Annotated in this window: 15 protein-coding genes; 6 read left to right on the top strand and 9 right to left on the bottom strand. The window is 66.6% G+C overall.

Annotated features, from left to right (window positions below; all coding sequences use genetic code 11):
• Positions 1 to 57: 57 nt before the first annotated feature.
• Positions 58 to 1,332, bottom strand: coding sequence for a flavodoxin-dependent (E)-4-hydroxy-3-methylbut-2-enyl-diphosphate synthase (ispG, locus tag ACWIEX_RS17710; protein ID WP_454034297.1), 1,275 nt, complete (start codon positions 1,330 to 1,332; stop codon positions 58 to 60).
• 12 nt (positions 1,333 to 1,344) lie between these two features.
• A complete protein-coding gene (locus ACWIEX_RS17705; protein WP_454034296.1) occupies positions 1,345 to 1,893 on the bottom strand; it encodes a Fur family transcriptional regulator in 549 nt (182 codons plus the stop codon).
• Positions 1,894 to 2,005: 112 nt separating this feature from the next.
• On the opposite strand from ACWIEX_RS17705, the gene ACWIEX_RS17700 reads away from it, so the two are divergent.
• The 3 genes from ACWIEX_RS17700 (at position 2,006) to ACWIEX_RS17690 (ending at position 4,570) form a co-directional block, all read left to right on the top strand.
• Positions 2,006 to 2,791 (top strand): 3-hydroxybutyrate dehydrogenase, encoded by a 786-nt coding sequence (locus tag ACWIEX_RS17700; RefSeq protein WP_454034295.1) that lies wholly within the window; start codon positions 2,006 to 2,008, stop codon positions 2,789 to 2,791.
• Positions 2,788 to 3,861, top strand: coding sequence for a patatin-like phospholipase family protein (locus ACWIEX_RS17695; RefSeq protein ID WP_454034294.1), 1,074 nt, complete (start codon positions 2,788 to 2,790; stop codon positions 3,859 to 3,861). The genes ACWIEX_RS17700 and ACWIEX_RS17695 overlap by 4 nt, the downstream gene beginning before the upstream one ends.
• Before the next feature lie 292 nt (positions 3,862 to 4,153).
• Positions 4,154 to 4,570: a DUF3830 family protein gene (locus ACWIEX_RS17690; protein ID WP_454034293.1), complete on the top strand. Its 417-nt coding sequence runs from the start codon at positions 4,154 to 4,156 to the stop codon at positions 4,568 to 4,570.
• A gap of 55 nt (positions 4,571 to 4,625) precedes the next feature.
• Here the strand turns inward: ACWIEX_RS17690 and ybaL are convergent, their stop codons facing one another.
• Both ybaL and ACWIEX_RS17680 read right to left on the bottom strand, forming a co-directional pair.
• On the bottom strand, positions 4,626 to 6,494 hold the full coding sequence (gene ybaL / locus ACWIEX_RS17685; protein ID WP_454034292.1) for a YbaL family putative K(+) efflux transporter: 1,869 nt from the start codon (positions 6,492 to 6,494) through the stop codon (positions 4,626 to 4,628).
• Between the two features lie 198 nt (positions 6,495 to 6,692).
• The gene (locus ACWIEX_RS17680; RefSeq protein ID WP_454034291.1) at positions 6,693 to 7,013 is read right to left on the bottom strand and encodes a polyhydroxyalkanoic acid system family protein; all 321 of its coding nucleotides are present in this window, start codon (positions 7,011 to 7,013) and stop codon (positions 6,693 to 6,695) included.
• Between the two features lie 134 nt (positions 7,014 to 7,147).
• On the opposite strand from ACWIEX_RS17680, the gene ACWIEX_RS17675 reads away from it, so the two are divergent.
• A complete protein-coding gene (locus ACWIEX_RS17675) occupies positions 7,148 to 7,525 on the top strand; it encodes a YkvA family protein (protein ID WP_454034290.1) in 378 nt (125 codons plus the stop codon).
• A gap of 88 nt (positions 7,526 to 7,613) precedes the next feature.
• Here the strand turns inward: ACWIEX_RS17675 and ACWIEX_RS17670 are convergent, their stop codons facing one another.
• Complete coding sequence (locus tag ACWIEX_RS17670) at positions 7,614 to 7,823, bottom strand: hypothetical protein (RefSeq protein WP_061969936.1); 210 nt, start codon at positions 7,821 to 7,823, stop codon at positions 7,614 to 7,616.
• 175 nt (positions 7,824 to 7,998) lie between these two features.
• Here ACWIEX_RS17670 and ACWIEX_RS17665 point away from each other — a divergent pair, with 175 nt between their 5' ends.
• Positions 7,999 to 8,661 carry a hypothetical protein gene (locus tag ACWIEX_RS17665; RefSeq protein WP_454034289.1) on the top strand — a complete coding sequence of 221 codons (663 nt, stop codon included), beginning with the start codon at positions 7,999 to 8,001 and terminating at the stop codon, positions 8,659 to 8,661.
• An 84-nt stretch (positions 8,662 to 8,745) separates the two neighbouring features.
• On the opposite strand, the gene ACWIEX_RS17660 is transcribed toward ACWIEX_RS17665, so the two are convergent.
• Positions 8,746 to 9,045, bottom strand: coding sequence for a hypothetical protein (locus ACWIEX_RS17660; protein WP_454034288.1), 300 nt, complete (start codon positions 9,043 to 9,045; stop codon positions 8,746 to 8,748).
• A gap of 257 nt (positions 9,046 to 9,302) precedes the next feature.
• Between ACWIEX_RS17660 and ACWIEX_RS17655 the strand changes: the two genes are divergently transcribed.
• On the top strand, positions 9,303 to 9,611 hold the full coding sequence (locus tag ACWIEX_RS17655) for a hypothetical protein (protein WP_454034287.1): 309 nt from the start codon (positions 9,303 to 9,305) through the stop codon (positions 9,609 to 9,611).
• A gap of 43 nt (positions 9,612 to 9,654) precedes the next feature.
• Here ACWIEX_RS17655 and iolB read toward each other — a convergent pair whose 3' ends face one another.
• The 3 genes from iolB to iolD form a co-directional block, all read right to left on the bottom strand.
• Positions 9,655 to 10,452 carry a 5-deoxy-glucuronate isomerase gene (gene iolB, locus ACWIEX_RS17650; protein WP_454034286.1) on the bottom strand — a complete coding sequence of 266 codons (798 nt, stop codon included), beginning with the start codon at positions 10,450 to 10,452 and terminating at the stop codon, positions 9,655 to 9,657.
• Positions 10,453 to 10,477: 25 nt separating this feature from the next.
• Positions 10,478 to 11,362, bottom strand: coding sequence for a myo-inosose-2 dehydratase (gene iolE / locus ACWIEX_RS17645; RefSeq protein ID WP_454034285.1), 885 nt, complete (start codon positions 11,360 to 11,362; stop codon positions 10,478 to 10,480).
• Positions 11,363 to 11,592: 230 nt separating this feature from the next.
• The gene (gene iolD, locus ACWIEX_RS17640; RefSeq protein ID WP_454034284.1) at positions 11,593 to 13,443 is read right to left on the bottom strand and encodes a 3D-(3,5/4)-trihydroxycyclohexane-1,2-dione acylhydrolase (decyclizing); all 1,851 of its coding nucleotides are present in this window, start codon (positions 13,441 to 13,443) and stop codon (positions 11,593 to 11,595) included.
• Positions 13,444 to 13,618: the final 175 nt, after the last annotated feature.

Below are 13,618 nucleotides of genomic sequence, written 5' to 3'. Positions count from 1 at the left end.
CGGTGCAGCGAAAGGCCGGGGCCTCTAGCACGTTGCGGGCGGCGCGCAAAGGCGGGATCAGCCAGTGGCGCCGAGGCCGACGCCGAAGCGCCGCTCGATATAGCTGGCGACCATGGCCTTGAATTCGGCGGCGATGCCGGCGCCGCGGAGCGTCGCGACCTTCTTGCCGTCGACGAAGACGGGCGCCGTCGGGGCCTCGCCGGTGCCGGGCAGCGAGATGCCGATATCGGCATGCTTGGATTCACCGGGGCCGTTGACGATGCAACCCATCACCGCGACGTTGAGATTCTCGACGCCGGGATAGCGCGTCTTCCATTCCGGCATGGAATTCGAAATCCAGCCCTGGATATCCTGCGCCAGCTCCTGGAACACGGTCGAGGTCGTGCGGCCGCAGCCGGGGCAGGCGGCCACCAGCGGCACGAAGGCGCGGAAGCCCATGGTCTGGAGCAGCTCCTGCGCGGTCCGGACCTCCAGCGTGCGGTCGCCGCCGGGCTCCGGGGTCAGCGAATAGCGGATGGTGTCGCCGATGCCTTCCTGCAGGAGGATGCCGAGCGCGGCCGAGGAGGCGACGATGCCCTTCGAGCCCATGCCGGCCTCGGTCAGGCCGAGATGGATGGCGTAGTTCGCCCGGCTCGCCAGCATGCGGTAGACCGTGATCAGGTCCTGCACGCCGGAGACCTTGGCGGAAAGGATGATGTATTCGCGTGCGAGCCCGATCTCCTCGGCGCGCTCGGCCGAAAGCAGGGCCGATTGCACCATCGCCTCGCGCATGATGGCACGGGCATCGAGCGGGCGCACGGCGCGCGCGTTCTCGTCCATCAGCGCGGTCAGCAGTTCCTGATCGAGCGAGCCCCAGTTGGCGCCGATGCGCACCGGCTTGCGATGCTTGATCGCGAGCTCGATGATCTGGCTGAACTGCTTGTCCTTCTTGTCCTTGAAGCCGACATTGCCGGGGTTGATCCGGTATTTCGCCAGCGCCTCGGCGCAGGCCGGATGATCGGCGAGCAGCTTGTGGCCGATATAATGGAAGTCGCCGACCAGCGGCACGTCGACGCCGATACGGTCGAGCCGCTCGCGGATCTTCGGCACGGCGGCAGCCGCCTCGTCGCGGTCGACGGTGATGCGGACGAGTTCCGAGCCCTGACGGGCGAGCGCGGCGACCTGTGCGACCGTGCCGGCGATATCGGCGGTGTCGGTATTGGTCATCGACTGGACGACGATGGGCGCGCCGCCGCCGACGGTGACATGGCCGACCTTGACGGGGACGGTGAGCTGGCGGCCCAGCGGGCCGGCGCGTTCCGGCGTCAGATAGGAAAAGGCGCGCTCATTCATGCGGGCTCTCTATCATGATCCGGCATTCCGGCAATGCTCGCAGCGCCCGACGATCTCGACCATCTGGTGCGACGGAGAGAATTGCCGGTTTTCGGCGATCGCCGCCACCGCTTTCTTCATCGCCGGCGAGGAATCCTCGTCGACGCCGCCGCAGGATTCGCAGATCAGGAAGGCGACGACCTCGTTCGCGCCATGGCCGTGCAGGCAGGCGATATAGGCGTTCTTCGACGAGAGGCGGTGGACGAAGCCCTGCTCGACCAGGAAATCGAGCGCGCGGTAGATCGAGATCGGCGCGAGGCGACGACCACCGGCCGGCGAGATGCGGTCCGCGAGATCATAGGCGCCGACCGGGCGATGGTCGGCATGGAGCGCCTCCAGCGCCTGCCGCCGGATCGGCGTCAGGCGCAAGCCCCGTTCGCGGCAGATGCGTTCGGCCCGGGCGAGGGCCTCCGCGGCGTGGCGGCGATGGTCTTCGGCATGGCGGCAAGACCCCTCGGCATGGGCATGCGATGCATGGTCATGATCGCCGTGATGATGCGCTTCAGGCTGCATTTTCGTCATGTTGCGTTGCGAAGACTCATCGGGCACCCTGCGACGATATCCTCTCGGCGCATCGTCCGTTCGACCCCGAACCTAAGCATTTTCTCCCCGATTGTCAGGAGCCTTGACGCTCATGTTCCTCAAAGACCGTACCGCCGCCATTACCGGCTCGACCTCCGGCATCGGATTGGCCTATGCCCGCGCCCTTGCCGCCGAGGGCGCCAATCTCGTCATCAACGGCATCATGCCGCCGGCCGATGCCGAGACGCTGCGCACCGATCTGGAGAAGGAGTTCGGCATCAAGGCGGTGTTTTCGGGCGCGGACATGACCAAGCCGGCCGAGATCGCCGGCTTCATCGCCGAGGGCGAGAAGGTCTTCGGCGCGATCGACATCCTGATCAACAATGCCGGCATCCAGTATGTGTCGCCGATCGATGAGTTCCCGATCGAGAAATGGGACCAGATCATCGCGATCAACCTGTCCTCGGCCTTCCATACCATCCGCGCCGCCCTGCCGAAGATGAAGGCCAAGGGTTGGGGCCGCATCATCAACACGGCCTCGGCACATGCCTTCGTCGCCTCGCCCTTCAAATCGGCCTATGTCGCGGCCAAGCACGGCATCGCCGGCCTGACCAAGACGGTTGCGCTCGAAGTCGCGACGCAGGGCATCACCGTCAACGCCATCGCGCCCGGCTATGTCTGGACGCCGCTGGTCGAGAAGCAGATCCCGGACACGATGAAGGCGCGCAACATGACTAAGGAGCAGGTCATGAACGACGTGCTGCTCGCGGCGCAGCCGACCAAGGAATTCGTCACGGTCGAGCAGGTCGCGGCGCTCGCGCTGTTCCTGTGCACGGATTCGGCCAAGTCGATCACCGGTACGACGCTGCCGATGGATGGCGGCTGGACCGCCGCGTGAGCGGGCGCCCCTCGCGCAAGGCCGAACCGGTCAAGGGGCTCGCCGGCCCCAAGGCGGAGAAGACGGTTTCGCTGGCGCTGCAGGGCGGGGGCGCGCATGGCGCCTTCACCTGGGGCGTGCTCGACGCCGTCCTGGAAGATGGACGCCTCGGCATCGAGGCGCTGACCGGCACCAGCGCCGGCGCGATGAACGCCGTCGTGCTGGCCGAGGGCTGGATCGATGGCGGGGCCGATGGCGCGCGCGCCAAGCTCGAGGCCTTCTGGCGGGCGATCAGCGTCGACGGCAAATATGGCGGCTCGGAACGCTCGCTCATCGACACGATGCTCGGGGCCTGGGGCAACAATAACGGTACGCCGCCGGGCATGCTGTTCTTCGAGATGTTCTCGAAGGTGGCGAGCCCCTATGACGTCAACCCGCTGAACATCAACCCGCTGCGCGGTGTCGTCGCCGACCTGATCGATTTCGAGAAGGTCAGGGCCTGCGACGCGGTGAAGCTGTTCATCGCGGCGACCAATGTCCGCACCGGCAAGATCGCGGTGTTCGACGGCAAGGACCTGACGCCGGACCATGTGATGGCCTCGGCCTGTCTGCCGATGGTGTTCCAGGCGGTGGAGATCGACGGCGAGGCTTATTGGGACGGCGGCTATATGGGCAACCCGGCCCTGTTCCCGCTGTTCTACAAGGCACATTGCGACGACATCCTGCTGGTCCAGATCAACCCGCTTCAGCGCCGGGAGCTGCCGACCAAGGCGCGCGAGATCCAGGACCGGCTGAACGAGATCACCTTCAACGCCTCGCTGTTGCGCGAACTGCGCGCGATCGACTTCGTCAACCGGCTGATCGATGCCGGCAAGCTGCCGCGCGAGGAATACAAGCGCGTGCTGATGCATCGGATCGACGGCGGCCCACCACTGGCCGCGCTGACCTCGTCGTCGCGGATGAACGCGGATTGGTCTTTCCTGCTCAGGCTGCGCGATATGGGCCGCACGGTCGGCAGGCGCTGGCTGAAGCGCAATTACGAGGCGATCGGCAAGACCGGTACGCTCGACCTCAGGGAAGCGATTTTCTGAGCGGTGTGTTGACCTTGCGCTGAACCAAGCGGGTCATCCCGGACGGAGCGTAGCGGAGATCCGGGATCCATTCCGGAGCCTCACCGAGACATGTTACGGAATGGATCCCGGGTCTTCCTTTGGTCGCCCGGGATGACCCGCGTTCTTGATAACGCGCGGTGCGAACCAATCCCGCGCCACCCGCATCCTTCACGTTCCGGCGCCGCAGTTGTTCCGGCAGCGCTCTTGCGTGTGCCGCAGGGGCAATGTCATTCAGCGGGTCCGAAGCTTTTTCCAGGAAGACGGGGATTTCATGAGCAAGCTGATCGTCACTGCCGGGCCGTTCAAGTTCGACGCCAAATTCGAGCTGGAAGCCGCCCCGAAGACCTGCGCCGCCTTCAGGAAGCAGATGCCGTTCATCAGCAAGATGGTGCATGTGCGCTGGAGCGGCGAGGGCGTCTGGATGCCGCTCGGCGATCTCGATTTCGGCGTCGGCTACGAGAACAACACGGCCTATCCCGCTCCCGGCCACATCATCCTGTATCCGGGCGGCGTCAGCGAGACCGAGATCCTGCTCGCCTATGGCGGCGTGCAGTTCGCCAGCAAGGCCGGCGTGCTCTCCGGGAACCACTTCATCACCCTGACCTCGGGGCTGGAGAACCTCTACACGCTCGGTCGCAAGACGCTCTACGAAGGCGTGCAGGACGTTCGCTTCGACCTCGTCGACTGAGCGCTATCGGCGATTGGATAGGAAAAGGGCGGGGCGCTTGGCGTCCCGCCCTTTTTCATGCCGCGGCCGGGGGATCGGCTGTCGGGTCTTCCGCCGGCTTGGCCGCGGGCGGCTTTAGAGCGGGAAGTTCGGCTACCGTACCGGGCTTCGCGGCTTCGGCTTCGGGTGTGACATCCGGCTCCGCCGCTGCGGGCGCGGCGGTGTCCCGGAGGTTCTGGCAGAGCGAGAGCATGGCGCGGGCGATCTCGGCCTCGCCCATGATCGTCAGCGTCGCCCCGCATTTGGTGAGATGCGCGACCTCGGCATCGGAATGGGCGCGGGCGACGATCGGCAAGGCCGGGTTCTCGGCACGGGCCTGCTCGCAGACCTGGCCGGCCTCGAAGCTGCCGGGAATGGCGACGAAGAGGCGCACCGCCCGGCCGACGGCGGCGGCGGCGAGCACCTCCGGGTCGGCGGCATTGCCGACGAGCAGTTCGGCGCCGTCGCGCTTGGCCGTCGCGGCCGCGTCGGGATTGTCCTCGATGACCAGGAGCTTCGCGCCTTGCGAGAGCAGGCCGGCGCCGAGCAGGCTGCCGACGCGGCCATAGCCGACGACGACGATATGGCTGTCGAGGCCGGTCGGCGTGATGTCGCGTTCCGGCGGGGCCTCGGGCTGCGGCTCGGGGGCTGCAGCGGTCTCGGCCTCCGGGGAAGCTGCCGGCTTCGGCTTCGCGGCCGGGGTCTCCGGCGCCAGACGCTCCGCCAGGGCGAACATCACCGGGTTGAGCAGGATCGACAGGATCGCGCCGGCGAGGATCAGGTCGCGTCCCTGCGCCGGCAGGATGCCCAGCGCCGTGCCGAGGCCGGCGAGGATGAAGGAGAATTCGCCGATCTGCGCGAGCGAAGCCGAGATCGTCAGGGCGGCGGTCTGGGAGCGGCCGAAGGCGCGCATGATCATCCAGGCCGCAAAGGATTTGCCGATCAGGATGATGGCGAGCGTGCCGATCAGGGGGCCTGGTGCGCGCAGGAGGATGCCGGGGTCGAAGAGCATGCCGACCGAGACGAAGAACAGCACCGCGAAGGCATCGCGCAGCGGCAGCGTCTCCTCGGCCGCGCGCTGCGAGAGCGGCGATTCCGACAGGATCATGCCGGCGAAGAAGGCGCCAAGCGCGAAGGAGACCCCGAACAGGGTCGCAGCCGCATAGGCGACGCCGAGCGCGACCGAGAGAACCGCAAGCCGGAACAGCTCGCGCGAACCGGTATGCGCGACCCAGTGCAGTACCCAGGGAATGACGCGCCGGCCGATGACGAGCATGAAGGCGAGGAAGCCGACCAGCTTGGCGAAGGTCAGGCCAAGCACGCCCCAGACGCCGAGGTCGAAGCGGGTGGCGAGCGGGGCGCTGCCGCCGGATGGCGTGCCGTTGATGATCTCGGCCAGCACCGGCAGCAGCACCAGCGCCAGGACCATGGCAATGTCCTCGACGATGAGCCAGCCGACGGCGATGCGGCCGCGCTCGGTCTGGACCAGGCGCCGCTCCTGCAACGAGCGCAGCAGCACGACCGTCGAAGCGGTGGAGAGTGCCAGACCGAAGACCGCTCCCGAAAACCAGCTCCAGCCGAGCCATGTGCCGAGCCCGAGTCCGAGCAGCGTCGCGATGCCGATCTGGACGACGGCGCCGGGCACGGCGATTGCCTTCACCGAGAGCAGGTCTTTCAGGGAAAAATGCAGGCCGACGCCGAACATCAGCAGGATGACGCCGATCTCGGCCAGCTCGTTGGCGAGGCTCTGATCGCCGACGAAGCCCGGCGTGAACGGACCGGCGGCGACACCGGCGAGGAGATAGCCGACGAGCGGGGAGATCCGGAGTTTCTGGGCGATGGCACCGAAGACGAAGGCAAGCCCCAGGCCCGCGACGATGATGGCGATCAGCGGGCCGTGATGCATGGGTCTCCCGAATCCGAAAGGTCAAGAAATCAAGATTGTTTGAACTTTCCGAGCATGGGGATTCGAGGTGTTAATTTCAACCGAAAGGCGTACGACTTTTCAGGCTTCCGCTGCCGAAATTCTCGGCCATGACGATCGGGCCGAGGATAGCATCGGCGCGATCGGGATAAGCGGTTGAAGCCGGACGGCGCGGGCGCTTCAAGCCTTCGGCTTCTCCAGCAGGATTCGGCCCTGCTTCTCGACGCCGATCTTGAGCTTCTCGGCGAAGACCGCGAGCATCCAGGGCAGGCTCACCTCGACGCGGATCAGACTGTCCTCGACCTCGACGCGGCCATGGACGGTCTGGCCGAGCGCGCCGACACCGAAATGAAGGGCATCGCCCTCCCAGCGTTCCTCGACCAGCTGCATCCTGACCATGCCGAGCCGGTCGCGGATCTTGTCGACGCCGCCGCGCAGGCGTGCCAACGCGGCGTCCCGGCCGAGATCATGCGAGATGGTGATGGAAACGGGTTTGCCCATGACTGCTCATCGGAAAGGGGGGAGGGTTCTACATGGCAATGATAGGGGCGCATTTCCAGCGCAGCGAACAATGAGACCCGGGAGCGGACATCTGCTAACGGGATGGCGCGAGATCGAAACCGGCAAGGCCTGTCATGCTCGAACGAGCGAAGCAATGGGCGCGCCTGCTCAAGCGGGATGTGCTCGCCCTGTGGATCGCGGCCCGTGACAGCCGGACACCGTGGTATGCGAAGCTCGCGGCGGGGGCCGTCGCCGCCTATGCCCTCAGCCCCATCGACCTCATCCCGGATTTCATCCCGATCCTCGGCTATCTCGACGACCTGATCATCGTGCCGCTCGGCATCCTGCTGGTCGTGAAGCTCATTCCCCCCGGTTTGATGGCCGAATACCGGGCGATGGCGGCCGGGCAGGCGAAGCAGGCGAGCTATGGCGGTATGATCGCGGTCCTGGCGATCTGGATCGCGGCTGCAGCGGCGCTGCTCTGGTTTGCGTGGCCGGAAGGATCGCGCTGAGCCTTCAGGCCCAGACATGGAAAAGCCCGCCGAAAAGGCGGGCCTGGTTGTCCATTGCTTGTGCCGGATCATCCGGCCGTCATCCGCCTCAATCGCGTTCGCTGAGACGCTTCTGGCCGGTCTGAGTGACCCGCCAGATGGCGCCGTCGGCTTCGACGAGGCCACGATCCTGCAGGGAGTGCAGCATCGTCTCGTCGAAGATGAAGTGGCGGGTCTCCTCCTCGATGCTCTCCAGTGCGATCCATTCGGGATCGGAGAGAACGAACGGGTGAGCGATCTGGAGGTGCTGAACATGCATGCGCGTCTCCTTCTCGTTGAATGCCCCTGTTCCTCGGTAAATCGCACCCAATCATGACGTGGTCGTGTCCGAACAGACGAAGAATCGTGATCCAGTTGTTTTGTCGCAGCTTGGAACCCCGCCGCGCCGACCTCGTTCACTGGCCATGACCCCTTCCAAGAACGGAGAGACCGCCATGGCGATCAGCAACAGTTTCCCGCCCGATGTTCCGAAGGCCGCCGACGAGGCCGCCGAGACCGTGGGAGCCAGCGTGAGCAGCCTGCGCGGCAAGGCGGCCGATCTCGCGGGCAAGGCCGGGGAGACCGTCAAGGATCATTACGAGCGAGCCAAGGATGCATGGGACGAGGCCGAGCCGCTCGAGGCGGTCCGCGGCGGCGGGCAGGCCGTGGTGCAGAGCGTCGAGCGTCATCCGCTCGCGGCGCTGGGGCTCGGCGTGCTCGGCATCGGCCTGGTCGCCTGGGCAACGCTGCGCAGCCAGCCTTCGTCGGGCTGGGAGCGCTATCAGCCTGACTACGGGCGCTGGCGCGGCTGGCTCCAGGATTATGGCTCCGATGCGGCCGATGCCGGCAATCGGGCCTTGAAATCGGGGGGCAGCTGGCTGCGTTCGCATCGCGATGTCGCGGATGATTATGCCGGCCGCGCCGGCGACTATGCGGCGATGGCCCGCGACTATGCCGACAGGGGCGGGCGCATGCTGGCGAAGCGGGCCGAGCGCGAGCCGATGGCGGTCGTCGTCGGGCTGGGGCTCGCGGCCTATGTGATCGGCTCGCTCCTGAGCTCGGCTTCGACCAGTGAGCCGGCAGCGGCACCTGCCCGCAAGCGGGCCACGCGGCGCTGACGGTCAACAAAAAGCCCTGCGGCGCGAACGCCGCAGGGCTCGAAGATGTGACGGGGGTGCCTTCCGAAGAGGGCGCCCGCTATCTTACCACCAGTAGCCGCGGCGGCCGTAGTAGCCACGCCCATAATAGGAGCGGTTGTCGGCGGCGATCAGCGCGCCACCGATGACGCCGGCCGCGACGCCGGCCGCAACCGCGCTGCCGGTTTCGTTCGAGGCGCGGCGGTTCTCGACATAGTTCGCCGAGCGGCAATTCTGGTAGGCGCGGGTGCCGGGGCGGAAGCCCTGGGCCTCACAGGTCACTTCGGCGTCGGCCATGGACTCCTGCGCGGTCTGACAACCGGCGAGAAGAGCGGCCATGGCGCCAACGATCAGAATGCTACGCATATTTTATCCTTTTTCAGCCTCCCATTGGCCTGAGGTGGACTTAAGAGCAGCCCGGTCTGCAGGTCAAGAATGACGCGGGCTTTACGTTAAAGTTCGCAGCGTCAAATCGCGACAATTCCGCTGGAATTGTGACAGTTCGGCGCAGCCGCCGGGGATGCAGGGCGCGCCGGAGTGGTTTCACGCCGGGTCAGGCTTGCATTTGTGCCGAAGCGGGCGAACATGGGCGCCGACCCGATCAGCCCAGTCCGGACGTGACGATGCCCCGCTTTTTCATCCTTCTGCCGGCCCTGCTGCTTGGCGCCTGCGCCTATCACACCTCGCGCAGCAGCGTCGTGGTTGTGACCGACGCGAAGAGTGTTGTGGAGAATTGCGCGAGGCTTGGCGAAGTCGACGGGCAGGACAGCTCCCAGGTCATCATGCCGCTCGACAAGACGCGCGATTCGGTGATCACGCGCCTGAAGATCGCCGCGGCGGAACTGGGGGGGACACACGTCCTCGCCAACGCTGCCGATATCAAATGGAAGGGCCCGGACACCAAGGGCACCGTCTACAAGTGCAACGCCTGAGACGCGAGCGAACCACGCCGCTGTCAGCGTGTCGCGGCGCCGGTCAGCCCTTCAGCAGCCATTCGTGCTCGGCGGCGTTGTGGAATTTCCAGGTCCGCTTCGGGCCGGCCATGACGTTGAGATAATAGAGATCGTAGCCGTGGCAGGTGGCGCAGGGGTGATAGCCCTTCGGCACCAGCACGACGTCGCCATCCTCGATCGCCATCGCCTCGTCCAGGCTGCGGTCGTCCGTATAGACGCGCTGGAAGCCGAAGCCCTGCGGCGGGTTGAGGCGGTGGTAGTAGGTCTCCTCCAGATGGGATTCGCGCGGCAGGTCGTCCCGGTCGTGCTTGTGCGGCGGATAGCTGGAGGTGTTGCCGGCCGGCGTGATGACCTCGACCACGAGCAATGAATCCGCCGGCTCGTTCTCGGGCAGGATATTGGTGACGTGGCGGGTGTTGGAGCCCTTGCCGCGGATCTCCTGGCCGAGATCGTCGGGGCTGATGACGCGGACGGGAAGGCCGCCCTTGAGCCCAGGCGCGGTACAGACGGCGAGTTCCAGATCGGTGGTGGCGGTGACCGACCACTCGGAACCTTCAGGCAGATAGACCGACCAGGGCTTGCCCTCGAAGGGGCTCATCCGCTGGCCGAGCTCGCCCAGGGTTTCGCCATTGGCCGTGGTCGCACCCTTGCCCGTGACGAAGACGAGGCAGGCTTCGCGATCACCGATTCTGGCCGAGACGGTCTCGCCCGGCTTCAGGCGATGCAGGTCGAAGCCGACATAGGTCCAGCCGGCGCTTTCCGGCGTGACATGGGTGACGCGGCCGTTGCTGCCGGCGGGTTTGACCTTGAGATGGGACATCGGCGGTTTCCTATCCGTATGGCGATCAAGCCAGCCCGGCTTCCCTGATGAAGCGGCTGAGATTGGCGTGGCCGAGCTTGGCATAGGTCGCGGGCTCCGCCTTCTTGGGGTCCTGCTCGGCCTCGACCACGATCCAACCGGAATAGCCCTGCAGCTCCTGGAGCACGCGGACATAGTCGATCAACCCGTCACCCGGTACGGTGTAGACGCCGGCGAGCACGGATTCGAGGAAGGACCAGTCCTCGCGGTTGGAGCGCCACATCACGGCCTCGCGGATGTCCTTGCAGTGGACATGGTGGATGCGGGCCTTCCAGTGGCGGGCGATGCGCGCGGGATCGCCGCCGCCCCAGGTGGCGTGGCCGGTGTCGAGCAGAAGGCCGACGACCGGGCTCGTGACGCCCATGAAACGATCGATCTCGGCCTCGGTCTGCACCACTGTGCCCATATGATGGTGATAGACGAGCTGCAGCCCGTATTCGGCCTTCACCGCCTCGGCGAAATTGGTGTAGCGCGCGCCAAAATCGTCCCAGCGGTTCTTGGGCAGGACGGGCCGGGCCGAGAGCGGCGTGGTGATGTCGGAATGGATCGCGTTCGAGGTCTCGGCCGCGATCAGGACCGAGCAACCCATGTCGCGCAGCAGCGTCGCATGCGCCTTCACCGCGACCATCTCGGCGGCAACGTCGCGGACGAGCAGTTCGGTCGAATACCAGCCGGAGACCAGGGCGTGGCCATGGGCGTCGAGGATCGGCTTCAGCTTGCCGGCCTCGCGCGGGAACTTGTTGCCGAGCTCCATGCCGGTGAAGCCAGCCTCGCGAGCCTCCTTCAGGCAGGTCTCGAGCGGAATGTCGCCGCCGATCTCCAGCATGTCGTCATTCGACCAGCCGATGGGGTTCGCGCCGATGCGGATCATGTGTCAGTTCCTAGTCGCTTCAACTCTGGATGCCCGCCGCTGAAAAGGGCGCGGGGAACCCTCTCCCAGAGGGAGAGGGCAGCGTGAGGGGTAGGCCGTTGGACGTTGCAGCTGTGACCTGGACGCTGCTGCGGTAAGGTGATGCGAACTGGTCCAAGGGCCTACACCTCACCCCTGCCCCTCTCCTTACAGGAGAGGGGTTCCCCGCGCTTTTTGCGGTTAGGTGGAAGTTACTCACCGACGCGCTGCCCTTTGCGCTTCTCGTCGTAATTCGCCCGTGCCGTGCGGACCTCGGGGCGCTCGCTGACCTCGGGCACTGCGACGTCCCACCACGCGCCGCCAGCATCGGTCGAGATCAGCGGGTCCGTGTCGATCACGACGACGGTCGTGCGGGTGTTGGCCTTGGCCTGCGCCAGCGCGGTTTCCAGCTCGGCGATCGAGGCCGCCTTCGTCGCGATCGCGCCCATGCTGGCGGCGTGCTGGGCGAAGTCGATCTCCGGCAGCGCCTCATGCCGGGCGTCCTTGAGCAGGTTGTTGAAGCTCTGGCCGCCGGTGGCCATCTGCAGGCGATTGATGCAGCCGAAGCCGCGATTGTCGAGCAGGACGATGGTCAGCTTGAGGCCGAGCATCACCGAGGTCGCGATCTCGGAATTGAGCATCAGGTAGGAGCCGTCACCGACCATGACGACGACCTCCTTGTCGGGCCGCGCCATCTTGGCGCCGAGGCCGCCGGCGATCTCGTAGCCCATGCAGGAGAAGCCGTATTCGGCATGGTAGGAGCCCGGCGCGCCGGCCTGCCAGAGCTTGTGCAACTCACCGGGCAGGCCGCCCGCGGCATGGAGCAGGATGACGTCCGAACCCAGCGTGCGCTGGACCGCGCCGATGACCTGCGCATCCGAAGGCAGGGCGACGTTGCTGGCGGCGACGGCCTTGCCGGCTTCCTTCTGCCAAGCGGCCTTGCCGGCCTTGGCATTGTTGGTCCAGCTCTCCGGCGCCTTCCAGCCGCCGACGGCCTCCGCCAGTTCGGCGAGGCCTTCGCGGGCATCAGCGACGAGGGGCAGGGCGCGATGCTTGCCGGCGTCGAAGGGCTGGACGTTGAGGCCGATGATCGTCTTCCCGGCTGCGGCGAACAGCGCCCAGGAGCCTGTCGTGAAATCCTGCAGGCGGGTGCCGACGGCGAGCACGAGATCGGCCTCGGCGGCAAGCCGGTTGGCGGCTTCCGTGCCGGTGACGCCGACGGCGGCCATGTTGAGCGCGTCGTCATCTGGCAGGGCGGATTTGCCGCCCTGCGTCTCACAGACGGGGATGCCGGTCGCGGCCGAGAAGCGCCCGAGCTCGTCGCTGGCGCCGGAATAGAGCACGCCGCCGCCGGCGACGATCAGCGGCTTCTGCGCCGCCTTCAGCGCCTGGGCTGCGGCTTTCAGCTCGTCGCGGTCGGCGCGGGGACGGCGCGGTGCCCAGAGGCGCTCGGTGAAGAAGCTCTCGGGATAATCGTAGGCCTCGGCCTGCACGTCCTGGCAGAGCGCGAGCGTGACCGGGCCGCATTCGGCCGGGTCGGTCAGCACCTGCATGGCGCGGGTCAGCGCCGGGATGATCTGCTCGGGCCGGGTGATGCGGTCGAAATAGCGCGAGACCGGACGGAAGCAGTCATTGGCCGAGACGGTGCCGTCCCCGAAAGCTTCGACCTGCTGGAGCACGGGGTCGGGGATGCGGTTGGCGAAGATGTCGCCTGGCAGCAGCAGCACCGGCAGGCGGTTGACATGGGCAAGCGCGGCGGCGGTGACGAGATTGGTCGCGCCGGGGCCGATCGAGGTGGTCGCAGCCATGAAGCGGCGGCGCATATTGGCCTTGGCGTAGGCGATGGCGGCGTGGGCCATGGCCTGCTCGTTATGGGCGCGGAAGGTCGGCAGGCGGTCGCGCTCGTGCCAGAGCGCCTCGCCGAGGCCGGCGACATTGCCATGGCCGAAGATCGCCCAGACGCCGCCGAATATCGGCAGGCGCTGCCCGTCGATCTCGGTCATCTGGCGGCTAAGATAGCGCGTCAGCGCCTGCGCCATGGTGAGGCGGACGGTGCGGGTCATGTCGGCTTCCGACTCTCTACAACAAATAACGGTGTCATCCCGGGCGAGCGAAGCGAGACGCTTGTCATTCCGGGGCTTCGCGGAGCGAAGAACCCGGAATCCACGACGGGGTGAGCCGGGCGCAGCCAGGTTTGAGATGTGTCACCCGGTCGTGGGTTCCGGGTTCGCGCCTGCG

The organism is Allobosea sp. NPDC055353, assembly GCF_053644975.1.
The sequence above is the reverse complement of the archived record's forward strand: the minus strand, read 5'-3'. Positions and strand labels throughout refer to the sequence as shown.